This is a genomic window from Prauserella salsuginis, assembly GCF_024648885.1.
In the GTDB taxonomy this organism is placed as follows: Bacteria; Actinomycetota; Actinomycetes; order Mycobacteriales; family Pseudonocardiaceae; genus Prauserella; species Prauserella salsuginis.
This window is the reverse complement of the sequence record NZ_JANBBF010000008.1, coordinates 36,934-61,392: the sequence shown is the minus strand read 5'-3', so window position 1 is coordinate 61,392 and position 24,459 is coordinate 36,934. Positions and strand designations below refer to the sequence as shown.

Annotated in this window: 22 protein-coding genes; 13 read left to right on the top strand and 9 right to left on the bottom strand. The window is 71.1% G+C overall.

Annotation, left to right across the window (positions count from 1 at the left end; all coding sequences use genetic code 11):
* Positions 1-24: 24 nt before the first annotated feature.
* The 4 genes from LY40_RS01745 to LY40_RS01730 are packed head-to-tail and all read right to left on the bottom strand — an operon-like array spanning position 25 to position 4,711.
* Positions 25-2,070, bottom strand: coding sequence for a M3 family metallopeptidase (locus LY40_RS01745; RefSeq protein WP_258935726.1), 2,046 nt, complete (start codon positions 2,068-2,070; stop codon positions 25-27).
* Positions 2,067-2,792 carry a histidine phosphatase family protein gene (locus LY40_RS01740; RefSeq protein ID WP_258935725.1) on the bottom strand — a complete coding sequence of 242 codons (726 nt, stop codon included), beginning with the start codon at positions 2,790-2,792 and terminating at the stop codon, positions 2,067-2,069. The genes LY40_RS01745 and LY40_RS01740 overlap by 4 nt, the downstream gene beginning before the upstream one ends.
* A 33-nt stretch (positions 2,793-2,825) precedes the next feature.
* Positions 2,826-3,665: an undecaprenyl-diphosphate phosphatase gene (locus LY40_RS01735; RefSeq protein WP_183787508.1), complete on the bottom strand. Its 840-nt coding sequence runs from the start codon at positions 3,663-3,665 to the stop codon at positions 2,826-2,828.
* Positions 3,665-4,711 carry an LLM class F420-dependent oxidoreductase gene (locus LY40_RS01730; protein WP_183787507.1) on the bottom strand — a complete coding sequence of 349 codons (1,047 nt, stop codon included), beginning with the start codon at positions 4,709-4,711 and terminating at the stop codon, positions 3,665-3,667. The genes LY40_RS01735 and LY40_RS01730 overlap by 1 nt, the downstream gene beginning before the upstream one ends.
* A gap of 86 nt (positions 4,712-4,797) precedes the next feature.
* Between LY40_RS01730 and LY40_RS01725 the strand changes: the two genes are divergently transcribed.
* The 3 genes from LY40_RS01725 to LY40_RS01715 are packed head-to-tail and all read left to right on the top strand — an operon-like array spanning position 4,798 to position 7,081.
* Positions 4,798-5,799, top strand: coding sequence for an aldo/keto reductase (locus LY40_RS01725; RefSeq protein WP_258935724.1), 1,002 nt, complete (start codon positions 4,798-4,800; stop codon positions 5,797-5,799).
* A complete protein-coding gene (locus LY40_RS01720; RefSeq protein ID WP_308216660.1) occupies positions 5,796-6,857 on the top strand; it encodes an NHL repeat-containing protein in 1,062 nt (353 codons plus the stop codon). Before LY40_RS01725 ends, LY40_RS01720 begins: the two co-directional genes overlap by 4 nt.
* Positions 6,854-7,081, top strand: a complete 228-nt coding sequence (locus LY40_RS01715; RefSeq protein ID WP_258935723.1) for a DUF5703 family protein — start codon at positions 6,854-6,856, stop codon at positions 7,079-7,081. The genes LY40_RS01720 and LY40_RS01715 overlap by 4 nt, the downstream gene beginning before the upstream one ends.
* Before the next feature lie 123 nt (positions 7,082-7,204).
* On the opposite strand, the gene LY40_RS01710 is transcribed toward LY40_RS01715, so the two are convergent.
* The gene (locus LY40_RS01710) at positions 7,205-7,957 is read right to left on the bottom strand and encodes an enoyl-CoA hydratase (protein WP_258935722.1); all 753 of its coding nucleotides are present in this window, start codon (positions 7,955-7,957) and stop codon (positions 7,205-7,207) included.
* Positions 7,958-8,016: 59 nt separating this feature from the next.
* Positions 8,017-9,201, bottom strand: a complete 1,185-nt coding sequence (locus LY40_RS01705) for a hypothetical protein (RefSeq protein WP_258935721.1) — start codon at positions 9,199-9,201, stop codon at positions 8,017-8,019.
* A gap of 129 nt (positions 9,202-9,330) precedes the next feature.
* Between LY40_RS01705 and cysC the strand changes: the two genes are divergently transcribed.
* From cysC to LY40_RS01690, 3 genes are all read left to right on the top strand, one after another.
* Positions 9,331-9,960 (top strand): adenylyl-sulfate kinase, encoded by a 630-nt coding sequence (gene cysC, locus LY40_RS01700; RefSeq protein ID WP_258935720.1) that lies wholly within the window; start codon positions 9,331-9,333, stop codon positions 9,958-9,960.
* A gap of 152 nt (positions 9,961-10,112) precedes the next feature.
* Complete coding sequence (locus LY40_RS01695) at positions 10,113-10,901, top strand: crotonase/enoyl-CoA hydratase family protein (protein ID WP_258935719.1); 789 nt, start codon at positions 10,113-10,115, stop codon at positions 10,899-10,901.
* Positions 10,902-10,919: 18 nt separating this feature from the next.
* On the top strand, positions 10,920-12,098 hold the full coding sequence (locus LY40_RS01690) for a carboxylate-amine ligase (RefSeq protein WP_258935718.1): 1,179 nt from the start codon (positions 10,920-10,922) through the stop codon (positions 12,096-12,098).
* Positions 12,099-12,101: 3 nt separating this feature from the next.
* Here LY40_RS01690 and LY40_RS01685 read toward each other — a convergent pair whose 3' ends face one another.
* Complete coding sequence (locus LY40_RS01685) at positions 12,102-13,694, bottom strand: phytoene desaturase family protein (RefSeq protein ID WP_258935717.1); 1,593 nt, start codon at positions 13,692-13,694, stop codon at positions 12,102-12,104.
* Between the two features lie 153 nt (positions 13,695-13,847).
* On the opposite strand from LY40_RS01685, the gene LY40_RS01680 reads away from it, so the two are divergent.
* Both LY40_RS01680 and LY40_RS01675 read left to right on the top strand, forming a co-directional pair.
* Positions 13,848-14,825 carry a bile acid:sodium symporter family protein gene (locus LY40_RS01680; RefSeq protein WP_258935716.1) on the top strand — a complete coding sequence of 326 codons (978 nt, stop codon included), beginning with the start codon at positions 13,848-13,850 and terminating at the stop codon, positions 14,823-14,825.
* 53 nt (positions 14,826-14,878) lie between these two features.
* Positions 14,879-15,994 carry a CaiB/BaiF CoA transferase family protein gene (locus LY40_RS01675; RefSeq protein WP_183786843.1) on the top strand — a complete coding sequence of 372 codons (1,116 nt, stop codon included), beginning with the start codon at positions 14,879-14,881 and terminating at the stop codon, positions 15,992-15,994.
* Here LY40_RS01675 and LY40_RS01670 read toward each other — a convergent pair.
* Complete coding sequence (locus LY40_RS01670) at positions 15,958-17,478, bottom strand: flavin-containing monooxygenase (protein WP_443687880.1); 1,521 nt, start codon at positions 17,476-17,478, stop codon at positions 15,958-15,960. The two genes, LY40_RS01675 and LY40_RS01670, sit on opposite strands and share 37 nt — an antisense overlap.
* Positions 17,479-17,693: 215 nt before the next feature.
* On the opposite strand from LY40_RS01670, the gene LY40_RS01665 reads away from it, so the two are divergent.
* Together LY40_RS01665 and LY40_RS01660 are read left to right on the top strand one after the other, a co-directional pair.
* Entirely contained in the window at positions 17,694-18,026 is a 333-nt protein-coding gene (locus LY40_RS01665; protein WP_183786844.1) for a MerR family transcriptional regulator, read from the top strand.
* A 167-nt stretch (positions 18,027-18,193) separates the two neighbouring features.
* Complete coding sequence (locus tag LY40_RS01660) at positions 18,194-18,655, top strand: DUF6292 family protein (protein ID WP_258935715.1); 462 nt, start codon at positions 18,194-18,196, stop codon at positions 18,653-18,655.
* Positions 18,656-18,719: 64 nt separating this feature from the next.
* Here LY40_RS01660 and LY40_RS01655 read toward each other — a convergent pair whose 3' ends face one another.
* Positions 18,720-19,541 (bottom strand): pentapeptide repeat-containing protein, encoded by an 822-nt coding sequence (locus LY40_RS01655; RefSeq protein WP_258935714.1) that lies wholly within the window; start codon positions 19,539-19,541, stop codon positions 18,720-18,722.
* A 224-nt stretch (positions 19,542-19,765) separates the two neighbouring features.
* Between LY40_RS01655 and LY40_RS01650 the strand changes: the two genes are divergently transcribed.
* The 3 genes from LY40_RS01650 to LY40_RS01640 all read left to right on the top strand — a co-directional run bounded on the left by LY40_RS01650 (position 19,766) and on the right by LY40_RS01640 (position 24,435).
* Positions 19,766-20,449 (top strand): IclR family transcriptional regulator, encoded by a 684-nt coding sequence (locus LY40_RS01650; RefSeq protein ID WP_183786847.1) that lies wholly within the window; start codon positions 19,766-19,768, stop codon positions 20,447-20,449.
* A 236-nt stretch (positions 20,450-20,685) separates the two neighbouring features.
* Positions 20,686-23,010: a cytochrome P450/oxidoreductase gene (locus tag LY40_RS01645; protein ID WP_258935713.1), complete on the top strand. Its 2,325-nt coding sequence runs from the start codon at positions 20,686-20,688 to the stop codon at positions 23,008-23,010.
* A gap of 66 nt (positions 23,011-23,076) precedes the next feature.
* On the top strand, positions 23,077-24,435 hold the full coding sequence (locus LY40_RS01640; RefSeq protein ID WP_258935712.1) for an MFS transporter: 1,359 nt from the start codon (positions 23,077-23,079) through the stop codon (positions 24,433-24,435).
* Positions 24,436-24,459: the final 24 nt, after the last annotated feature.

Sequence of the window (24,459 nt, the reverse complement as noted above, 5' to 3'; positions counted from 1 at the left end):
GGGGCAGGCCCATCCGCGCCCGGGTCACGCTGCGGTCAGGCCTCGGCGCTCCAGCAACGGCCGCAACTCCGGGTCGCGGCCGCGGAAGGCACGGAATGCCTCCATCACGTCGACACTGCCGCCCTTGGCGAGCAGCTCCGTACGGAATCGGTCCCCGTTCTCCCTCGTCAGCCCGCCGCTGGCCCGGAACCACTCGACCGATTCGGCGTCGAGCACCTCGGACCAGATGTAGGAGTAGTAGCCGGCCGCGTAGGAGTTGCTGAACACGTGGGCGAAGTACGTGCTGCGGTAGCGCGGCGGGATCGTCGCCAGCGCGACGCCCGCCTTCTCCAACGCTTCGGCCTCGAACCGGTCGACGTCGGTCACGTCGGCGTCCGGGGAAAGGGTGTGCCAGGCGAGGTCGAGCAGCGACGCCGCGAGGTACTCCGTGGTGCGGAACCCTTCGCCGTAGCGGCTCGCCTCCTCCAGCTTGGACGCCGTCTCCTGCGGCAGCGGCTCGCCGGTGAGGTGGTGCCGCGCGTAGTTCGCCAGCACCTCCGGCCACAACGCCCACATCTCGTTGACCTGCGACGGGAACTCGACGAAGTCGCGCGGCACGTTCGTGCCCTCCAGCGACTGGTACTCCACATCGGACACCAGCCCGTGCAGAGCGTGGCCGAACTCGTGGAAGAGCGTGGTCACCTCGACGTAGGTCAGCAGTGCCGACTCACCCTCCGGAGGCTTGGTGATGTTGAGGTTGTTCACCACTACCGGACGCTGTCCCAGCAGCCGCGACTGCTCGACGAGGTTGTTCATCCACGCTCCGCCGCGCTTGGCGTCACGCGTGAAGTAGTCGCCCAGATACAACCCGATCGGCCGGCCGTCGGCGTCGAACACCTCCCACACGCGCACATCCGGGTGGTATCCGGACAAGTCCGGCCGCTCGGTGAACGTGAGCCCGTACAGCTTGCCCGCGGCGTGGAACACGCCGTCGACGAGCACACGTTCCAGTTCGAAGTACGGCCGGAGTGCGGCGTCGTCGATGTCGTACTTGCGTTTCCGGACCCGCTCGGCGTAGTAGGCCCAGTCCCAGGGCTGCAGGTCGCCCTCGACGCCGTCGGCGGTGAGTTCCTCCTGCAGTTCGGCCGCCTCCGCGTTCGCGTTGGCGACGGCGGCGGGCGCCAGCCGCTCCAGCATGGCCACCGCGGCATCGGCGGACCCGGCCGTCTGGTCCTCGATGGCGTACGCCGCGTGATGCGGGTAGCCCAGTACGGCAGCGCGTTCGGCCCGCAGGCGGGCGATCGTGGCCAGCACGTCCTTGTTGTCGTGTTCGTTGCCGCGGCCGGCCCGTGAGACGGACGCGCGGAACACCCGCTTGCGCAGTTCGCGGTTCTCCAGCGACGCGAGTACCGGCTGGGCCGACGGCAGGCCGAGCGTGAGCAGGTACTTGCCGTCCTCACCCCGCGCGGTGGCCGCCTCTGCCGCCGCCGCGATCGCGCCGTCGGACAGCCCCGCCAGCTCGTCGCGTGTGGACACCAGAACCGCGAGGTCGTTGGTGTCGGCCAGCAGGTTGTCCTGGAACCGGGTCTCCAGCCGGGACAGCTCCTCGTTCAGCTCGCGCAGCCGCGTCTGCTTGTCCTCGGGAAGATCCGCGCCGGCACGCCGGAACGCGATGTGGGTGCGGTGCAGCAGCCAGTCCTGTTCCGGGGTGAGGTCGAGCTCCTCGCGCTGGGCGTGGACCGCATCGACGCGGGCGAACAGCGCGGCGTTGAGATGGATCTCGTCCGAGTGGGCCGCCAGCCGCGGAGCCACCTCGGTCTGTACCTCCCGGCGCACGTCCGTGGAGTCCGCCGCGGTCAGGTTGAACAGAATCTGGGACACGCGGTGCAGCAACTGCCCCGAACACTCGAGCGCGACGATCGTGTTCTCGAACGTCGGCGACTCCGGGTCGTCGGCGATCGCCGCGATCTCCGCCCGGTGCTCGGCGAACGCCGCCTCGAAAGCGGGCAGGAAGTGCTCGTCGGAGATGCGGTCGAACGTCGGCAGCCCGTACGGCAGATCACTCGGCGCCAGCAGCGGGTTGTCGGTCACGCGTTGTCCTTTCGTCCAGTGGTACCACCGATGACGGCGTCGGAGGAGTCGGCGCGCTTACCGCGCCTGCGGCCGCGCTTGGCGGGTTTCGGGGGCACGATCCCGGAGAGATCGCCCGCGTTGTCGTTGATGCGCAACACGAACGGCCTGGTCTCGCTGTAGCGCACGACCGACAGCGACCCCGGGTCGACGACGATGCGCTGGAAACCGTCGAGGTGCTGGCCGAGGGCATCGGCGAGGATCGACTTGATGACGTCGCCGTGGCTGCACAGTGCCCACACGACGTGCTCACCGTGCTCGGCCGTCAGCCGTGCGTCGTGGTCCCGCACAGCCGCCACGGCGCGAGCCTGCACGCCGGCCAGGCCCTCCCCGCCGGGAAACACCGCCGCGGACGGATGAGCCTGGACGACCCGCCACAGCGGCTCCTGCGTGAGACTCTTCAGTTCCCGGCCGGTCCAGTCGCCGTAGTCCACTTCGGATAACCGCGACTCGGCCACCCGCGTGAGCCCGCGCGCCTTCGCGAGCGGTTCGAGCGTCTGCTTGCACCGCAGCAGCGGTGACGACACGAGCGCGGCCAACGGCACGTCCGCAAGCCGGTCCACCAGCCGTTGCGCCTGCTCGCGCCCCGTTTCGTCCAGGCCGACCTTCGGCGTGCGTCCGGCGAGCACACCCGAGCCGTTGGCCGACGACCGACCGTGCCGCAGCAGAATGACGGTTCCCACGCCCGTCACCCTACGCCGACTCCGGGGCGTGGATCAGCTCTCCACCGGTCCGGCGTGCGGGTCGAGCACGCCCGTGAACACCAGCACGTACAGTAGCACGCCCAGCGCAACCCGGTAGATCACGAACGGCAGGAACGAGTGCCGCTTGATGTAGGACATCAGCCAGGCGATCACCGCGAATCCGACGCCGAACGCCACGACCGTCGCCAGGATCGTCGGCCCCCATGCCGGACCCTGCCCTTCACCGATGTCGGTGAGCTTGTACAGACCGGACGCAAGCACCGCGGGCACCGCGAGCAGGAACGAGTACTCCGCGGCGGCCGAACGGTTGTAGCCCATCAGCCGGCCACCGGTGATCGTGCCGCCGGACCGGGACACGCCGGGCACGAGCGCGAGCGCCTGGAAGAACCCGTACGTCAGACCGTGCTTGACGGTCAGATGGTCCAGATCGCGGTCCTGCCTGCCCATCCGGTCGGCCAGCAGCAGGAAGATGCCGAACACGATCAGCGTCGTGGCGATGAGCCGCAGGTCGCGGAACACGTGGCTGATCTGTTCCTCGAACAGCAACCCCAGCACACCGATGGGGATCGAACCGACGATGATCAGCCAGCCCATCCGCGCGTCCGGATGGCGGCGGTACTCGGGCTTGTAAATCGAGAAGAACCAGTTCTTCAGGATGCTGCCGATCTTCTTCCCGAAGTACAGCAGCACGGCCAGCTCTGTCCCGATCTGCGTCACGGCCGTGAACGCCGCGCCAGGGTCACCCCAGCCCGCGAACGCCGCCGTCACCCGCAGGTGCGCGCTCGACGAGATCGGCAGGAACTCCGTCAGCCCCTGGACGATGCCCAGGACCAGCGCCTCGAACCACCCCATCAGCCGGCCACCCCCGCCAGTTCCAGCGCCTCGACGGCCGTGCGCAGCGCGTCGAAGCCCTGCTCGGGAGCCACGAACGGCGACAGGCTCACCGTCGTCGCGCCGGCCTCGGCGAACGCGGCCAGCCGCTCGGCGATCCGCTCCTTCGGGCCCAGCAGCGACGTCGCGTCCAGGAACTCGGCCGGCACCGCGGCCATCGCGCCCGCGTGATCCTTCGCGAGGAACTTCTCCTGGACCTCGGCGGCCTCGGCCTCGAAGCCCATCCGCACCGCGAGCCGGTTGTAGAAGTTCTTGTCCTTGCTGCCCATGCCGCCCAGGTACAGCGCGGCGTAGGCACGCACCGAGTCGGCACACACCCGCCAGTCCTCGCCCGGCACGAGCGGCACCGTCGGCGCGATGTCGAACGACGAGAGGTCACGGCCTGCCTTCTCCGCACCAGCCCGCAGCTGGGCCAGCTGGTCGCCGGCGTGTTCGGGCGAGAAGAACACCGGCAGCCAGCCGTCGGCGAGCTCGCCGGTCAACTCGACGTTCTTCGGGCCGATCGCGGCGAGGTACATCGGCACGTGCTCGCGCACCGGATGCACGGTCAGCCGCAGCGCCTTGCCCGGCCCGTCCGGCAGCGGCAGCCGGAAGTGCTCGCCCTCGTAGGCGACCTTCTCGCGGCGCAGTGCCGTCCGGACGATGTCCATGTACTCCCGCGTGCGACCCAGCGGCGAGGTGAACCGCACTCCGTGCCAGCCCTCCGACACCTGTGGGCCCGACACCCCGAGCCCCAGCCGGAACCGGCCACCGGACAGCGAGTCGAGCGTCGCGGCCGTCATCGCCGTCGTCGCGGGCGTGCGCGCCGGGATCTGCAGCACCGCGCTGCCGACGTCGATATTCGACGTCTGTGCTGCGACCCACGCCAGCACGGTCGGCGCGTCCGAGCCGTACGCCTCCGCCGCCCACACGACGGAGAAACCGAGCTCGTCGGCGTGTTTGGCCAGTGTCAAATTACTCGCATCGTTCCCGGCGCCCCAGTAGCCGAGATTCAAACCCAGTCGCACGGGCAGCGACACTATCGGTGGCCGGACATGCCGCCGATAGTGCCTTGGTCAATCTCGCGGACGGGTGATGACTACGCTGGGCAGCCATGGAATGTCGCCCGCTCGGCGCTTCGGGCGCGCAGGTGTCCCGCATGGGCCTCGGCACGTTGTCGTGGGGCACCGGCACCGACGCCGAAGAAGCCGCCAACCAGCTCGTGGCCTTCGTCGACGCGGGAGGCACGCTCGTCGACACCGCCGATGTCTACGGCGACGGCGAGAGCGAACGGATCCTCGGTTCCCTCATGGCCGACCTCGTGCCCCGCGAGGACATCGTGCTCGCCACGAAGGCCGCGGCCCGCCGTGAGTCAGGGCCGTTCGGCGGTGGCGCCTCCCGCGGGTCGCTGCTGGCCGCGCTCGAGGGTTCGCTGCGGCGCCTCGGCGTCGACCACATCGACCTGTGGCAGGTGCACGCGTGGGATCCGGCCGTGCCGCTCGATGAGACGCTTTCGGCCCTCGACCACGCCATCACCAGCGGAAAGGTCCGCTACATCGGCGTGTCCAACTACGCGGGCTGGCAACTGGCCACGGCGGCGTGCGGCCTGCGCACCACGCGCATCGTGGCCACCCAGACCGAGTACTCCCTGCTCGAACGCACCCCCGAGCGGGAGATCGTGCCCGCTGCGGGCCATCACGGCATCGGCCTGCTGCCGTGGGCACCACTCGGCCGCGGGGTGCTGACCGGCAAGTACCGGTCGGGCACGCCCGCGGACTCCCGTGGCGCCGACCCTGCCTACGGCGGCTACGTCGACCATCACCGCACCGACCGCGCGAGCCGCATCGTCGAAGCCGTCGCCACCGCGGCCGAGGGCCTCGGCACCTCGCCGTTGGCGGTCGCGCTGGCCTGGGTCCGCGACCGGCCCGGCGTCGTCGCTCCCGTCGTCGGAGCCCGCGACGCCACCCAGCTCGCCGGATCACTCGCCGCCGAGGAACTGACCCTGCCGGAGGCCATCCGCGGCGCACTCGACGACGTCAGCCTGCCCGCCGACGACGGCGCGACCGCACGCTCCGGTGCGGCCGACGCCACCGACCCGAACGAGGATTCCCCGTGACCGCGCCGCCCACAGCTCACCCCGCGCCGGACGCCGGCGCACCGTCCGTGTCCCGGCGAGCGTTCCGGTGGACGGCTCTCGCGCTCACCTCGGTCCTGCTACTGACCGGCTGTTCCGATGCGGGCGCCGGGCGCGACCAACTTCAGGTCGTCGAGGATCCGGAGCGGGCGAGCGCCGCATCCGCGCCCCCGACGACCGAGGAGCCGGCGGGCCGGGTGGTGCCGGCCGACGGAGACATCACCGACGTCGCCACGGCCCACGGCACCCTGGCGGCCGCCATGGCCGACGAGGACGCCGTGCGGCTCTACGATCTCGAAAAACCCGGCGCCGAGGCACGCACCGTCTCACTGCCGGGTGAGGTCACGAGCCTGACCACGATCGAGGGCACAGTCGTCGCCGCCATGCCGGACGCCGGAGCCTTCGCCCGCATCGATGTCGGGGCGGGCGAGGCCGACGTCGTCGAACTCGACGGGGCGCCCGCGGGCGTCGCCGCCGACGGCGACCGCACCCTCGTGGCCCTGCGCGACGCCAAGGCGGTGCAGGTCCTCGACGCCGACGACCGGCCGGTGCGCACCATCCGCGACGATCTCTACAGCGCCGACGACGTCCTCGTCGGCGACGGTGGCGCAGTCGTGCTGGACCAGCTGCGGACCGCCGTGTTCTCGGTCGACCTCGCCGACGGCACGATCAGCGAGGGCCTCAGGGCCGGACAGGGAGCTGCCGACGCGACGACCGACGAGTACGGCCGCGTCCTGGTCACCGACGCACGCAACGGTGCCCTGCTCGCCTTCGATGCGGACCCGCTGCTGCTGCGCCAGCGACACCCGGTTCCGGGAGGTGCCTACGGCATCGCCTACGACGCGAAGCGGCACGTCGCGTGGATCACGCTGACCGAACGCAACCAGGTCGTCGGATACGACGTACGCGGCGGACAACCGGAGGAAAAGTTCCGGCTACCCACCGTTCGCCAGCCCGATTCCGTTACCGTCGATGAGCGGACGTCCCGGGTCGTCATCGGTTCGGCAGCCGAGGAAGGTATCCAGGTGATCACGCCATGACGAGTACGGAAGCGGTGGTCGAAGACGATTGGGAGTACCAGCGGGTCCAGCTCCCGCCGGGTGTCTCCCGCGTGACCGCATCCGTGCAGCTGGCCATCCAGGCCGAGTTCACCGGCTGGGAGCTGGCCAACGTGCGGCTCTACTCCGACGGCACGCGCCGGGTGTGGCTCCGCCGTCGCCGCCGCAGCCGGGACCTGCTGACCGCGCAGGGTGTCGTGGCCTGAGGTTCGTTCGAGATCCCGGAGATCGTGCCGAGCGCCGATGTCTCCGACTCGACCCGTGTTCTCCGCGGTTCACCCGTCGAACACGCTCCGGGAGCTCGCGCGACCCCGCGTACGCCCACGCGATCACTTCCGGAAACGCTCGACCACCTCGCGGATCTTCGGTCCGGTCGCGCTGGAGGCCTGCGCCCACGCCTCGAACTCCAGGGTCGCGTCGAAGTCGCCACCCGCGGCCAGGCCGACGGCCGCCTTGATGTCCCGCGCCAGCGCCGGGTCGTGCCCCGCCCACCGGTCAGCCATCTCCTGCGCACGGGCCAGCGGGTCCTCGGCGAGCTCCAGCGCCAGCCCCTGCGCGACGGCCGCCTCGCCGTCCAGCGTCCCGCCGTCGAGCAGCAACGCCATCGCTCGCTGCCGCCCCAGGGCGTCGACGAGGAACCACGTGCACCCGCCGCCCGGGTGCAGCCCGATCCGCGAGAACGTCGCGGCGAACGACGCGTGCGGACCGGCGATACGGACGTCACAGGCCATCGCCAGGTTCAACCCCGCGCCGACGGCCGCACCCTGCACCGCCGCGATCGTCGGGATGTCCAACCGGCGCAGCCGCAAGAAGCTGTCGTAGACCGAGTGCAGGTGCCTGCGCAGTTCGCCGACCGCACGCTCGGAGGCGTCACCGAACAGCGCGGGCAGGTCCGCACCCGCGCAGAACGCCTTGCCCTCCCCCGCCACGACGAGGGTGCGCGCGTCCTCGGCCGAGGCGACCGTGTCGATCGCCTCGCCGAGCTCACGGCAGGTCACGTCGTCGAGGCAGTTGCGCCGGTCGGGATCGGTCAGGGTGAGGGTCCACCGGCCGTCGCTGTCGCTGAGCACCACTCGGCTCATCACGTGCTCCATCCCGCCCGCCGGCGCCTGCCGCGGGCCCTCGGCGTGGTCGAATCCGGTCAGCGACCCAGCTTGGCGCGCGCCCGCCAGTACGCCCGGCGTGCGGCCATGACCTGCGGATACTGATCCGACATGCGCATCACGAACTGCCGCAGCTTCAGCGCCTTCGCCTGCTGCGGCGGCTTGCGCTTCATCATCCGGCGAGAACCGGCCGGGTGGCGGAGCAGGTCGGTGACCGACTCCATCGCGATCTCGCCGATCTCCGCCTCGCTCGGGGTCAGCTCGTCGGCCGTCGCCGGTTCGTCACCGCGCGGCGCGGCCGGCCGCAGATCCTCGAGGTCGCCGACGACGTGATACCCGGCGTCGCGGACCCGTTCGATGTAGTGCTCCGCCGCTTCGCGCACCCAGTCCTGATCCTGCTTGGGCAACGGGATGCTGCCGCGGCCGCTGCGCGCGCTCAGCGTGTGTGCGGCGAAGTCGTCCTTGACCCGGCGCGCGTACTGGAGCCACGGGAACCGCTCGGGCAGTGACGCGTTGATCCGCCGCAGGAACTCCGTCTCCGGGTAGCCGAGGGAGAAGTTGCCGTAGTGCGGGATGTCCGTCTCGTACTTGGCCGGGTCCAGGCCGAGCAGTCCGGCGAACCGCTCCCACAGCACGTCCGGACGCCCGCCACGGGGCGGCACGGTCACCACGTGAACGCGGTCGGCCGGAACTCCCGCACCCCACGTCTCGAGTACGCGCGGCAGATCCTGGTAGTCCCAGAACAGCGTCGCCGTGTCGTCGAGCTCGCCGCTGCGGAGCGAGGCGAGCAGATCGGGGTACGACGTGCTCTGCCTGGTCTTGACGTTCTCCTGCCACACCGATGGGATCTGGCGCGCCAGGTCGCGGACGGTACACACGATGTGCACCTCGGCGAACGACAACGACGAGACGACCTGTTCGGCCTCGTCGGGACTCGCCGGTGCCAGCAGTTCCGAGGAGATCAGCGTCGCCCCTTCGAACGCCCTCGCCTGCTCGACCAGCCAGTTCCACGACCCGGGCGTGCGCTTCTCCTTCCAGCCGCCGTAGCGACCGGGATGCACGTCGGCGACGGCCCGGTGATGGGCACCGAGGTCGTAGCCGGGGAACGACACGCCGTCCGAGGTCAGGGCGCTCTGGTTGTGCCACAGCAGCTCCTGCAGCGATGTCGTTCCGGTCTTGGGTAACCCGATGTGCAGGTACACACGCTGTGTTGCGGAGCTCATGGCCCCGGGAGCGTACTCGGTCACACCGGATGGTTTGCTGTGGCCTTCACGGTGAGTTTTCTTTCCGCACGGATGATGTCCCGTGCACCACCACCACAGGTAGGTAACGGTTTCCTGGAGGAGCTTCTTATGACTGCGGACCGGTCCCTTCGCGTCACCCGCGGCGCGACCGTCTGGTTGACCGGATTGTCCGGCGCGGGCAAGTCGACGGTGGCCGGGGCCGTCGCGACGCTCGTCGCGGGCGAGAGCATCGACGCGGAGGTCGAGGTGCTCGACGGCGACGAGATCCGCCGCACGATCTCCAGCGACCTCGGCTTCAGCCGCGAGGACCGGGACAAGCAGGGACAACGCGTGGGGTTCATCGCGGAACTGTTGTCGCGGCATCGCGTGCTCACCCTCGTGCCGGTGATCGCCCCGTACGCGGAGACGCGGGACGCGGTCCGCGCGCACCACGCCGAGCGTGGCTGCGCGTTCTTCGAGGTTTATGTGAGCACTCCCCTGCAGGAATGCGCGCGCCGGGACCCCAAGGGGCTCTACGCGCGCGCGGCCGCGGGCGAGGTCAAGGGCCTGACGGGCGTCGACGACGTCTACGAACACCCGGAGGCGCCGGACCTGCAGATCGACACGAGCACGGGTTCGCCGGAGGGCGCGGCGGACCGGATTCTGGAGCTGCTCCGCGAGGCGGGTGTCGTCGAGTACGTGGACGAGGCCGCGACCTCGGCAAACCCCGCGACCTCGGAAAACTCTGTCGCCTCTTGAGCTGATCACTGGTGGTGGAGACGCGGTGGCGAGAGCGGGAGACGTCGCCACTAAACGCCGTGCCGTATAGGCCGTTATACACCTGAGGAGCGTGACACGCTGCTCCCTGATCGTCGTACGTGCTCACCGAGCCGAGGAGGACCAGGACTTCCATGTCGCCCCGAGTCACCGTCGAACGCGACGGCCACGTACTGCTCATCGGCGTGAACCGGCCCGAGAAGCGCAATGCGTGGGATCGCCGCACCATCGACGAGGTGGGCCTCGCCTACGACCGGCTGGCCGAGGACTCCGAGGCTCGCGTCGGGGTGCTGTACGGCCACGGTGACCATTTCAGTGCCGGTCTCGACCTGGCGGACGTCTGGCCCTCCGTGCAGGACGACGGGCCGTCCGCACTGTCGGGAGGCGGCGCGTACGACCCGTTCGGCCTGTGGAAGCCACCGGTGCCGAAGCCGGTCGTGCTGGCCGTCCAGGGCATCTCCTTCACGCTCTCGATCGAGCTCGCGCTGGCCTCCGACATCGTCATCGGCGCAGCCGACGTGCGGTTCCGGCAGCTGGAGATCGGCCGGGGCATCATCCCGTTCGGCGGAGCGACGGTCCGCGCGACGACCCAGCTCGGCTGGGGCAACGCGATGCGGTTCCTCCTCACCGGTGAGGAGTTCGGCGCCGCGGAGGCCCACCGGATCGGCCTGGTCCAGGAAGTCGTCCCGGCCGGCACTCAGCTCGAGAAGGCCACCGAGATCGCGCGCGTCATCGCCGAGCAGGCGCCGCTGGGCGTGCAGGGCACACTGGCCAACGCCCGCGTCGCGCAGCGGCTGGAGAACGAGCGTGCTGCTGCCGACCACCTGCGGGAGCTCCTGCCCGGCGTTCTCGCCAGCGAGGACGCCGCCGAAGGCCTCCAAAGCTTCGTCGACCGCCGCCAGGCCCGTTTTACCGGCCGCTGACCCGGAAGGCCCGATCGAGTGTCCGCCGCACGCACCGTCGGGATCGAAGAGGAGTTCCTGCTCGTCGACCCCGACACCTGGCAGACCGTCCCCGCCGCCGAAGACGTGCTCGCACATCTGCCCGCCGCGCCGTCCGACATCGACGGTCCCGGCCTGACCGACGACGAGGTCCGGGACCCGGCATGGCACGGCGAGTTGCGCGCCAGCCAGGTGGAGGCCGCCACCGGCGTCTGCACGACGGCCTCGGCCCTCCGGAGGCAACTGCTGACCGGCAGGCGCGGGCTCGCCACGGCCGCCCAGGCCGAGGGCCTCGCGCTCGTCGCGTCCGGAACCCCCGCGCTCGCCGGCCCCACCGTTCCGCTCGGGCCGGACCCCCAGTACGCCGAACTCGACGGCCTCTACCGGGGACTGATCGGCGACTACGAGGGCTGCGGCTGCCATGTGCACGTCGGCGTGCCCGACCGGGAGGCAGCCGTCGTCGCCGTGAACCACCTGCGCCCGTGGCTGCCCACGCTGCTCGCGCTGTCGGCCAACTCGCCGTACGACCGCGGACACGACACCGGATACGCCAGCTGGCGGACGGTGCAGCATTCACGCTTCCCCACCGCGGGTGTCCCTCCCCGGTTCGCCGGCGTCGCAGAACACGACGCGCTGGTCGACCGCCTCGTCACGTCCGGAGCCCTCGGCGCCCAGTACACGACGTTCTGGCTCGCCCGCCCCTCCCCCGTGCTGCCGACCGTCGAGGTGCGCGTCGCCGACACCGCGACCACACCCGACGAAGCCCTGTTGCAGGCGCTGCTGTGCCGCGCCCTCGTCGACACGGCCCTCGGCGCCCCGGGTTCGGCCGGCACCGGAAGCGGTGAGCCGGCCGGGGAGCAGCAGGCCGGGGAGGCAGCGCCGCTCGAGGAGATACTCCCCGCAGCGGTGTGGTCGGCCGCCCGGTACGGCCTCAGCGGCCGCGGTGTCGACCCGTGGACCGGCCACACCCGCCCCGCGGCCGAGCTCGTCGACGATCTGCTGGGCCACGTGCGTCCCGCGCTGGAACGCTCGGGCGACGCCGACCTCGTCGATGCACTCGCCCGCCGAGTGCTCGCCGAGGGTTCGGGTGCACAGCGTCAGCGCCGCGCAGCGGCAAGCGGCATCCGGAACGCCATGCGCACCGTCGCCGACGACACGATCCGCGACCTGCCCGAGTAAGGCTCAGCCGTACAGCAGCCGGTGCACACCGGCGACCGCTGCGGCATAGGCACCGCCACTCGCACCGGCGCGGGCCACCGCGGCCCGCGCAGCGTTCGCGCCGGGACCGCCGTGCACCGCACCGCCGGGGTGAGCGGACGCGCCGGCCAGGAACAACCGGTCGACCGGCGTGTCGGCACGGCCCAGCCCCGGCACGGGCCGGAACACGAGCTGCTGGTGCATCGCCGAGCTGCCCCCGCCGACCGCGCCTTCGACGAGCGCCGGGTTCGCGCGCTCCAGTTCCCCCGGCCCCTGCACCAGCCTGCCGCGGACGCGGGCACGGAAGCCCGGGGCGTGCCGTTCGAGGAGCGTCTCCATCCGATCGGTGAACCTGCGGAGCCGATCGCCGTCCCAGACGAGTCCGCGGGGCACGTGGGTGTAGGCCCACGCGGACTCGCTCCCTTCCGGTGCCCGCGACCGATCCGCAACGGCCATCTGCCCGATCACCAACATCGGGTCGGCGGGCACGGTGCCGAGCTCGACATCGAGTCCGTACCGGGCGAGGCCGTCGAGGTCACCACCGAGGTGCACCGTGCCCGCTCGTGCCGCCTCCGGGGCCGTCCACGGAATCGGCCCCGACAGCGTCCAGTTCACCTTGACCGTGGCCGCGTCCCATTCGAACCGGCGAAGATCACCGCGCAGGCGGGCAGGTAGCACGTCCTCGTCGAGCATGCGGCCGTACAGCAGCGGCGCGGGCACGGCCGCCAGCACCGCACGGCGTGCCCGCACCGGCGTGCCGGCGAGCACTCCCATCGCCCGACCTCGGCCCGTGAACACCCGCGTCACGGGCCTGCCGCACTCGATGCGCCCGCCGCGGGCCGTGAGCCGCCGCGTCAGTGCCGCGGTGAGCGCACCGGACCCGCCGTCCGGTACGGGGAATCCGACGTCCTGCGCCAGCATCGACAGCAGCCACCCGAAGACCGCGCTGCCCGCCTGCGCCGGGCCCAGGTCGGTGTGGAGCGCGTTGCCGGCAGCCAGGACCGGGGCGCCCGCGCCGCGGAATCGCTCGCGCGCCCACAGCGTCACGGGCATCGCGACCATCCGGGCGAGTCGCATCCCGTCCGCCGTGCCCGCGGCCCGCGCCAGCCGGCTTGCCGCGCGTACCGGTGGGAACGGCGACAGCAACGCCTCCAGCAGGGGTTCACGGATCCGGTGCCACAGCTCAACCTCTTCGCGCCATGCCGCCCCGTCTCCCGGCGCGAACGCCGCCAGCGACGCCGTCGTTTCGTCGAGATCGCGGGACACGAGCGCAGCCCGGTCGTCCGGCAGCACGTGCGCCAGCGCGGCTGGCGCGTGCCGCCAGGCCAGCCCGTAGCTTTCGAGCCCCAGACCGGCGATGACCGGCGAGGCGGCGGCCATCGGGTAAAAGGCGCTGAACAGGTCCGTCACGAAGCCGGGTTCGATCGCCTCGGCACTGCGCACGGCACCGCCCGGGGTCGCAGTCGCCTCCAGCACGAGGACGTCCCAGCCCGCGTCGGCGAGGAGGTTCGCCGCGACGAGCCCGTTCGGCCCCGCACCGATGACCACGGCGTCGGCCGTCTCCGAGGAATACCGCACGCGCCCTGCTTACCCCAGAGCCGCCCGGTACGCCGGACAGCGCCCCGCACGGAAGCCGGTCCGGCGTGGCCCGCGACACCACCACCGCGTCCCGGCCACCACCGGCAGGGCACTTCGCCTACAGTGCCTCCGGACCACGAGCTGGAGGCGAACATGACAGAGCGGCACGGTGCGGTGCGCAAGCTGGCGGAAGCGGCGAGCCGGTGGTTCGCACTTCTCGTCGTACTCGGAGTGGCCGTCGGTCTACTGGCGCCCGACCAGTCGGCGACGCTCGTGGAACACGTGCCGCTGCTGCTCGGCGTGATCATGTTCGGCATGGGGCTCACGCTGCGGGGAGCCGACTTCGCCCTCGTCGCACGCCGCCCCCTCGCCGTCCTGTTCGGACTCGTGGCACAGTTCCTGATCATGCCGCTCACGGCATCGGGCATCGGTCAGCTGTTCGGACTCTCCGGAGCCCTGCTCGTGGGCATGGTGCTGGTCGGTTCCGCACCGGGTGGCACGGCGTCCAACGTGGTCGTCTACCTCGCCAAGGGCGACGTGGCGCTGTCGGTGACGTTGACGTCGGTGTCGACGCTGCTGGCACCACTGCTCACCCCGTTGCTCGTGCTGCTCCTCGCGGGATCCGATCTGCCCGTCGGCTTCGGCGACCTGTTCGTCTCCATCGCACAGGTCGTGCTCCTGCCGGTCATGGCGGGCCTGATCATCAGAGCGCTCGCGGACCGGTACGTCCGCCTGGTGCTGCCCTATCTGCCCCTGGTGTCGGTGCTCGGCGTGGCGCTGGTCGTGACGGCGGTCGTCGGCGCGAACGCCGGCACGATCGCAGAGAGCGGGGTGCTGCTCATGCTCGCGGTCGTCGCCCACAACTCGGTGGGCCTGGCACTCGGCTACGGCGCCGCGCGGCTCGCCGGTCTCGACGAGTCCGCACGGCGCGCCGTGAGCGTCGAGGTCGGCATGCAGAACTCGGGGCTCGCCTCGAGCCTCGCCACGACCCACTTCACCGCGGCGGCCGCACTGCCCGGCGCGCTGTTCTCCGTGTGGCACAACCTCTCCGGCGCGCTGCTCGCGACGTTCTGGGCTCGCCGTCCCACGTCGTCGGCGGCCACGGCGCCCGACGAGCACACCGGCGCCTGACCTCCGCAGCACGCCCTCGCGGCGCCCCGTTCCAGCGAAGGAGCACTCCCCCGATGTCCTCCTCCCTCGGAGATCTGCGCATCGTCGACTTCTCCCGGGTCCTCGCCGGGCCGTTCGCCACGATGCTGCTGGCCGACCTGGGCGCCACCGTCGTCAAGGTCGAACGCCCCGGCACGGGCGATGACACCCGGGCGTGGGGCCCGCCGTACGACGACCTCGGTGAGGCGACCTACTACCAGGCCGTCAATCGCAACAAGGAGTCGGTGACGCTCGATCTGCGCACCGATGAGGGCATCGCCCGCGCACGGGAGCTCGCCGCGGGCGCGGACGTCGTGGTCGAGAACTTCCGCCCGGGCCTGATGGACGAGCTCGGGCTCGGCTACGAGGAGCTTCGGGCCGCCGACCCCGGGCTGATCTATTGCTCCATCACCGGGTTCGGGGCCGGTGCCGGTGCGCAGCTTCCGGGATACGACCTGCTGATCCAGGCGCTCGGCGGCCTGATGAGCGTGACGGGTCGGCCCGACGGTGAACCGCAGAAAGTCGGCGTCGCCCTCGTCGACGTCCTGTCCGGGCAGTTCGCCACGGTCGGCATGCTCGCCGCGCTACGACATCGCGACGCGACCGGCGAGGGCCAGCGCGTGGAGGTGAACCTGCTGTCGTCGTTGCTCGCGGCGCTGGTCAACCAGAGCTCGGCCTACACCTCGGGCGGTGTGGTGCCCCAGCGGATGGGCAACGCGCACCCCAGCGTCGCACCGTACGAGGTGCTGCCCTGCGGCGACGGGGAGCTCGTCCTCGCCGTCGGCAACGACCGGCAGTTCCGGACCCTGTGCGAGCAGCTGGGCGAGGCCGAGCTCGGCACCGACGCCCGGTTCGCCACCAACACCGCCAGGGTCGACCGCAGGGAGGAACTGCGCGAGCATCTGATTCGGCTGCTGAAGGCCCGCGATGCGCGCACGTGGGCCGACCTGCTCACCGAGGCGCGGGTTCCCGCGGGGGTCGTCAACGACATGGCGGGCGCGTTCCACCTCGCCGCCCAACTCGGGCTCGATCCCGTCGTCGGGATCGCACGTCCCGACGGCACCGAGGTTCGGCTCCCCAGAAACCCGATCGGCCTGTCGGCCACCCCGCCGTCCTATCGCTGCGCGCCGCCGCCGCTCAGCGACGACTGACGCCGTCCGGCCGCGACGCCGAAGTCCATGTCCTCGGTGACGCTGCCGTGGCGCAGGTGCCACACGTCGCGGACGTAGTTCTGATGGAGCCGCCAGGGGGCCGCATGCCCCTGCTTCGGCATCCGGTCGATGCTGCGCAGCACGTACCCGGCCTGCAGGTCGATCAACGGCTCCGCGGGCCGGTCACCGGGCGGCAGCACCGGGGTCGCGCTGTCGAGGTCGTGCTCGTCGAGGTGCGTGAGCAGCCGGCACACGTACTCGGCGACGAGATCGGCCTTCAACGTCCACGACGCGTTCGTGTAGCCGATCGTCATCGCGAAGTTCGGCACGCCGTCGAGCATCATGCCCTTGTAGGTCACGGCCTTGCCGACGTCGACCGGCTCGCCGTCGACGTCGAGGGCGATGCCGCCGATGGCGAGCAGGTTCAGACCCGTCGCCGTCACGACGATGTCCGCGGCCAGTTCGGCGCCCGAGGTGAGCCGGATGCCGTCGGGGGTGAACGTGTCGATGGTGTCGGTGACGACCGAGGCGTCGCCGCGCCGCAGTGTGCGGAACAGGTCGCCGTCCGGCACGAAACACAGCCGCTGGTCCCACGGGCGGTACTCGGGTGAGAAATGCCGGTCGACGTCGAACCCGTCGGGCAGCGCCGACCGGACACCCCGCTCGATCAACCGGCGCACGAGTCCGGGCGCGCGGCGGCTGAGCCGGAAGAACAGGCCCATGGTCAGCGCGTTCTTCCATCGCACCACCGGGAAGGTCACGCTGTCGGGCAGCACGCGCTTCAGCAGCCGCGCGAGTGGATCGACCGAGGGCAGTGCCATCACGTAACTCGGCGACCGCTGCAGCATCGTCACGTGTGCGGCGTCGGACGCCATTGCGGGCACCAGTGTGACGGCGGTGGCACCGCTGCCGATCACCACCACGCGGCGGCCGCGGTGTTCGAGCTCCTCGGGCCAGTGCTGCGGGTGGACCAGCCTGCCCTCGTATCGGTCCACGCCCGGCAACTGCGGCGTATATCCCTCGTCGTAGCGGTAGTAACCCGAGCAGACGTACAGCAGCGAACACGTCAGCGTGACCTGCTCGCCGGTGTCGGACCGATGTGCGGTGACCGTCCACAGTGCCCGATCGCTCGACCAGGACGCCGCGTCGACCCGGTGATGGAACCGGATCCGCTCGTCGATCCCGAACTCGCGCGCGGTGTCGCGGATGTACTCCCGGATCGACGGCCCGTCGGCGATCGCCTCGGCCCGTCGCCACGGGCGGAAACCGTAGCCGAGCGTGAACATGTCCGAATCGGACCGCACCCCGGGATAGCGGAACTGGTCCCAGGTGCCGCCGATCGCACCGCGCGCCTCGAGTACGGCCACCGTGCGGCGCGGATGCCGCTGGCGTAGCCGGCAGGCCGCGCCGATGCCTGCCAGCCCTGCTCCCACGACGAGCACGTCCATGTGTTCGGCGGGCATGGCGCTGTGTTCGGCGGGCATGGCGCTCCTCCGCACCCGGGGCGACACCGCCGTCGCCCGACCGCGGTCGACGCTACCGATCACGCCCGCCCGGTGCCACGGCCTACATCGGTCACGCCGGCGCCGGGGCCCACATCCACCACTTGACGAAACCTGTACCGGCCACTAAAACTTCACTACAACAGCCGAGTTACTGAACCCCAAATGGTGAGATCAGTTTTCCGGAGCGAGAGCGCATGACCCTGAACGATCTGGACGACGAGCACCGGCCGACGTTCACCACGGGCCAGGCGGCCGACATCCTCGGCGTCGAGCAGCCGTTCCTGCGGAGCCTCGACACGGCAGGCGTGGTTTCCCCCGAACGTTCCGGCGGCGGCCACCGGCGCTACTCCCGGCATCAGCTCGGCCAGGCGAGTCGCATGCGCGCGCTGTTCGACGAAGGCATGAACCTCAACGCGGCGCAGCGCATCCTCGCGCTCGAATACGAACTCGACGCGGCCCGCCGGGAGATCACGGCGCTGCGCAGGCGACTCGGAGAGCCGCCCGACAGCGCCTCCGCTGACGCCTGAGCACGGGCGCGACCCCATACCACCGCAGCACTCCAGCGCATCCCACACCGCGCACCGGCACCGCCGGACTGCGGACACCGCGTACCGGGCGGGCCGAACCCGGCCGGGCGGGCGTGAACCGCCGGCGCATCACACACGCCGGCCAGAACGAATCGAGGTGATCATCAGTGGACGTCTACGATTGGCACTCGACGGAACCGGCACTGCACGCCTACATCTCGGCCGTCGCCACCGCACTCGCACCGGCCGACGCCGCTGCCGCGCAGTACACCTGCGACGCCTCCACCACTCCTGCGGGCGCGTACATCGCCGTGGACGGGAGTCTTCCCGGCTTCCCTGACCGCGACGTCGCTCTCATCTGGGACGAACGGCACGGCTGGGGCGTCGCGATCGAGACCCACTGCGGTGAGGACCTGCTCATGGTGTCCTACCTCGGCGGCAACGACCCCGTGCCCGAGCCGGAACGCGTGGCACGGTTCGCTCGCAGGGTTCTCGACGGTGCGATGCCAGGACATCTCGACCCACCGGAGTTCGCCACGCTGCCCGACCTGCCCCGACGGCTGTCCGCGGCCGCCGCCACCGCGGACGTCCCCGCACCGGAAGCCACCTCCGCGGCGCACGTGCTCTGACACCGGGCCGCTCTGACACCGAAGCGCTCTGCAATCGGACCGCTCCGGCACCGAAGCCGCGGGGTCAACCCGCCCAGTGCGCGGGGACGCGTGCCCAGTCGGGCAGCCGGGTGGCCGCGTCCCCGCGGGCGGCGTCCAGCTGCGCCTGGGTCAGGAACAGCGTCTCGGCCACCGCAGCACCCGCCAGATCGGCACCGCGCAGGTCGGCGCCCGTCACATCGGCCAGCGCGAGGTCCGCTGCCCGCAGGTCGGCACCGAGCAGCACCGCACCCCGGAGGTTCGCGCCCCGCAGGTCCGCTCGACGGAGGCCCGCCCCGACGAGGTCGGCGCCTCGCAGCTCACGTCCCGCGGCCTGCGCCCGCACCAGCTCGCTCGCCCGCGAGAGAACCGCGTTGGCCCCGGCCCAGTGCTCGGCGAGGGACGTCTGCGCGAGCTCGTCGAGTCCGCGTCCGGCAAGGCGTTCGGTCGCGGTGATCGTCTCGTCCAGCTCGGCGTGCACCTCGGCCGCCGCCGCGATGCCTCGCGCCTCGTGGAGGTAGTACAGCAGCTCGTGCAGATCGCGGAGCACCGGATAGGCCGCGAACATACGCCGCGCCCTCGCAGCATCGCCCCGCCAATCGCCACCCGCCCGTGCGGCCACGCTCTGCCCCGCACCGAAACAGTCGTACACGGTGCAGCCGGGGAATCCCCGCTCGCGCAGTGTGTCGTGGACACCGCACCACGAGTCGTCCCTGAGATGCGGACACGGTGTCTCCGCGGGCTTGGTGATCGCGAAATCGGCCGAGGTCACGAAACCCGGCGCCACGCAACAGATTCCGTAGCACCGGCCGCAGTCCGCCCGCAGCCGGTCCCGGAACTGCCCGTCCGGTGTGGACTCCTCAGTCACGCTCTCCCCTGAATCCTCGATACTGCGTGTTCGGGTACGCGGGTCACCGGAACCACATCACCGGTACCGCACCGACCGCCCGAATCCACCGGATCCGACTCGCCCGACGGCCACGTCCAGCCTAGGCCCGGCGCCGCTACGCTCGAGCACCACACCGAATCCACCACACCCGAACGTGCCGCGGGCGGAATCCGACACCGCCGCCGAGGAAAGGACATGCGCCGATGAGCACGCTGCAGACGCTCGACCGAGGCCTGCGCGCGCTCGACGTGATCTCCCAGGCACCCGGCGGCATGTCGGTCGCCGAGCTCGCGCGCAGGCTCGACGTGCACCGCGCCATCTGCTATCGCATCGTGTCCACGCTCGAGGAACACCAGCTCATCGCCAGAACCGAGGACGGGAAACTGCGCCTCGCCGTCGGCGTGTCGGTGCTCGCGGCCCGCTTCGAACCCCAGCTCCATCACGACGTGCGGCCCCTGCTGCAGGAACTGGCCAACGAGACGCGGGCGACGGCCTTCCTGTCCGCGGCCGAGGGCGGCGACTGTGTCGCGTTGCAGGTCGCCGAGCCGGATGCGCAACTCCTGACGGTCGGCTACCGGGTCGGCAGCAGGCATCCGCTGTCGAAGGGTGCCGCCGGCATCGCGATCCTCGCCCGGCGCCCGGAACAGCCCGACGACCCCGCCGCGGTGGTACGCGCCCGCCGGGACGGCTACAGCCTCACCCGCGGCGAACTCGAGCACGGCGCCGTCGGTGTCGCGGCGGGAATCGGCGTTCCCGAGGGAAGGCATGCGGTCGGGCACGCCGAACGGTCGGTCGGCGTCGTGGCGATCGAGGGCCTCGACACCGACAGGGCCGCCCACGCCGTCACCCGCGCGGCACGACGACTCGAAGAGCTCCTCACGGCCTGACGCAGCGGCCACCCCGGCGCGTCAGGCGTCCGTTCCCGTTCTCCCGGCCGACGGTCACCGCGGATCCCGCCGGCCGCCGTGCCGACGTACTGCCGCGTCGCTGCCCCACTTGACGCCCCCACCGGACCCGCTTACCTTCCTGGTGTTCGCTATTCGACTCAGCGTGTGCGTTATTAGTAACATGCCAGGTCATAGCAACTGCGCGAGTCGAAGCAGAGACGCCGAGGAGGGCGCCGATGAGCACGGAGTCGTGTCCCGTCGACCACGCCGACCGTCCGACGGATCCGGTCTCGGGTTGTCCCGTCAGCGTCGGCGCGGCGGCGTTCGATCCGTTCGGCGACGCGTACCAGGCCGATCCGCCGGAGGCCGTGCGCTGGTCCCGCGACGAGGAGCCGGTGTTCTACAGCCCGTCGCTCGGCTACTGGGTCGTGACGCGCTACGACGACGTGAAGGCCGTCTTCCGCGACAACATCACGTTCTCCCCCTCGATCGCACTCGAGAAGATCACGCCCGTCTCCGACGAGGCCATAGCCACCCTCGAACGCTACGACTACGCGATGAACCGGACCCTCGTGAACGAGGACGAGCCGGAGCACATGCCGCGCCGCCGCGTGCTCATGGACCCCTTCACCCCCGACCGGCTCTCCCACCACGAACCGATGGTCCGAAGGCTGACCCGGGAGTACGTCGACCGGTTCGTCGATGCGGGCAAGGCCGACCTCGTCGACGAGATGCTGTGGGAGGTGCCGCTCACGGTCGCGCTGCACTTCCTCGGTGTACCCGAGGAGGACATGGCGACGCTGCGGAAGTATTCGATCGCCCACACGGTCAACACCTGGGGCAGACCGTCCCCCGAGGAGCAGCTCACGGTCGCCGAGAACGTCGGCAAATTCTGGCAGTACGCGGGCACCGTGCTGGACAAGCTCCGGCGTGACCCGTCCGGCGACGGCTGGATGCCCTACAGCATCCGCAAACAGCGGGAGTTCCCCGACGTCATCACCGACTCTTATCTGCACTCGATGATGATGGCCGGCATCGTCGCGGCCCACGAGACGACGGCCAACGCCGCGGCCAACGCACTGAAGCTGCTGCTGGAGAACCGCACGGTGTGGGAGGAGCTCTGCGCCGACCCCGGACTGATCCCCAACGCGGTCGAGGAGTGCCTGCGGCATTCCGGATCGGTGGCCGCATGGCGGCGGCTCGTCACCTCCGACACCACGGTCGGCGGCGTGCCTATCCCGGCGGGCGCGAAGCTGCTGATCGTCAACTCCTCGGCCAACCGCGACGAACGGCACTTCGAGGACCCGGACAGCGTCGACATCCGCAGGGACAACGCGACCGAGCACCTGACGTTCGGCTACGGCAGCCACCAGTGCATGGGCAAGAACCTCGCGCGGATGGAACTGCAGGTGTTCCTCGAAGAGCTCACCCGCAGGCTGCCGCATCTGGACCTGGTGCCCGGTCAGCGCTTCACCTACGTCCCGAACACGTCGTTCCGCGGCCCGGAGCACCTGTGGGTGCAGTGGGACCCCGCCGCCAACCCCGAACGCACCGACCCGGCGCTGTTGCACACCCGGCACCCGGTGCGTATCGGCGAGCCCACCACCCGCGGCCTCAGTCGCACCCTCACCGTGGAACGGGCCGAACCCGCCGCCCGCGACGTCGTCGAGATCACGCTCGCCGCACCGGCCGGCACACCGCTCCCTTCGTGGTCCCCCGGCGCCCACATCGAGCTGCAGCTCGGCGACGACGTCTCCCGGCAGTACTCACTGTGCGGCGATCCCGAGGACCGGAGCCGGTACCGCATCGCCGTGCTGCGTGACCCGGACAGCCGCGGCGGCTCCCGGTACGTGCACGACGAGCTGCGCCCCGGGACCTCGGTCGCCGTCCGGGGACCGCGGAACCATTTCCGCCTCGACGCCGCCACCCGCCACCACGTGTTCGTCGCCGGCGGCATCGGCATCACCCCGATCCTCGCCATGGCCGACGCCGTCCGCGCCGCAGGCGGCAGCTACGAACTCCACTACTGCGGCCGCTCGGCCGACACGATGGCCCTGCTCGACCGCGTACGCCGGGACCACGGGCCACGGCTGCACGAGCACGTCTCCGACGCCGGCACCCGGCTCGACGTCACCACGCTCCTGGCCGAGCCCGCCGACGGCACGCGGATCTACGCGTGCGGCCCGCAGCGACTCCTGTCCGCCCTCGACGCGGCGAGCGCGCACTGGCCCGAGGACGCCCTCAGCGTCGAACACTTCACCACGGCGGGCCGGGAACTCGACCCGGCCGTCGAGCACGCCTTCGACGTAAGCCTCGCCGACTCCGGCCTCACCGTGCGGGTCGCGCCCGATCAGACCGTGCTCGCAGCACTGCGCGCCGCCAACATCGACGTGCCCAGCGACTGCGAGGAAGGCCTCTGCGGCACGTGCGAGGCACCGGTGCTCGACGGCGAGGTCGACCACCGCGACGTCGTGCTGACCCGGGCCGAGCGGTCGGCGGGCACCAGGATGATGACCTGTTGCTCCCGCGCCTGCGGCGCCTCGCTCACGCTCGGCCTCTGACCCCACGCTCCCCTCCCCGTCTCCCCACTCGGTTCTCCCCACCCCTTGCGAAAGGACCGTCCGACAATGACGTCATCGGCCTCCCCGCGCGTCGACGGCCTGCCCGGCAGACGCGGCACGAGTTTCCGCCGTGTCCTGACCGGATCGATGGCAGGCGCCGTGCTCGAGTGGTACGACTTCGCCATCTACGGCGTGCTCGCCGCGACCGTGCTCGGCCCGCTGTTCTTCCCGGGCGAGAGCGACATCATCAAACTGCTGCTCGCGCTCGCCACGCAGGGCATCGGGTTCATCGCCCGGCCGCTCGGCGGGATCGTGTTCGGCCATCTCGGCGACAAGTTCGGCCGCAAGCCGATGCTCGTCACGACCTTCCTGCTACTCGGCACCTCCACCGCGGCCATCGGCCTGCTGCCGACCTACGAGCAGATCGGCCTCGGCGCGACGGTGCTGCTCGTGCTGCTCCGCCTGACCCAGGGATTCGCGCTCGGCGGCGAGTTCGGCGCGGCCGTGCTGATGGTGAGCGAGTACGGCGATCCGAAGCGCCGCGGGTTCTGGGCGTCGTGGCCGCAGGCGGGCGCGCCACTGGGCACCGTGCTCGCCACCGTCGTGGTCAGCACCATCGCCCTGGCCCTGCCCGGTGACGCGTTCGACCAGTGGGGCTGGCGGCTCGCGTTCCTGGTCGCGCTGCCACTGCTGGTCGTCGGCTTCTGGGTGCGCCGCAGCGTCGAGGAGTCACCGGTGTTCCAGGCCGCGCAGGAACGCGCCGCGCTGGAACCCGAGACCACGTCGGAAGAACCCGCCGCGACCGCGCCGCGCCGGTCCAGCGTGCTGGAGGCGCTCCGCAATCCGCGGCCGGTGCTCCACGGCCTCGGCATGCGGCTCGGTGAGAACATCGCGTTCTACATCTACACCGTGTTCGTCATCGCCTACGCCACCACGTACTTCGGCTACGAACGGGGCGACGTCGTCCTGGCCGTCACGTTCGCGTCGGCCGCGCAGTTCGCCGGCATGATCGGCGGTGGTGCCTGGTCGGACCGGGTGGGCAGGAAGAAGGCGATGCTCGTCCCTTCGGCGCTGCTCGTCGTCTGGGCACCGCTGTTCTTCGTTCTCGTGCAGCAGGAGAGCCTGTCGCTGCTGTGGTTGGGCACGTGTGTCGGTGCCTTCCTGCACGGCATGCTCGCGGGGCCGGAAGCCGCGTGGATCACCGAGCTGTTCCCGACGCGGCGCCGGTACGCGGGATCGTCGCTGGTGTTCCAGGGATCGTCGATCATCGCCGGCGCCCCGGCTCCGTTCATCGCCGTGTGGCTCATCGATTCGTTCGGCGTCGGCATGGTCGTCGGCTACCTCGTCGTCACGATGCTGATCACCGTGATCGCCGTCGCCACGAGCAAGGAGACCCGCGGAAGCGACCTCGACAGGGTCGAATGACCGCCCACGGGTGCCGGCCACCGT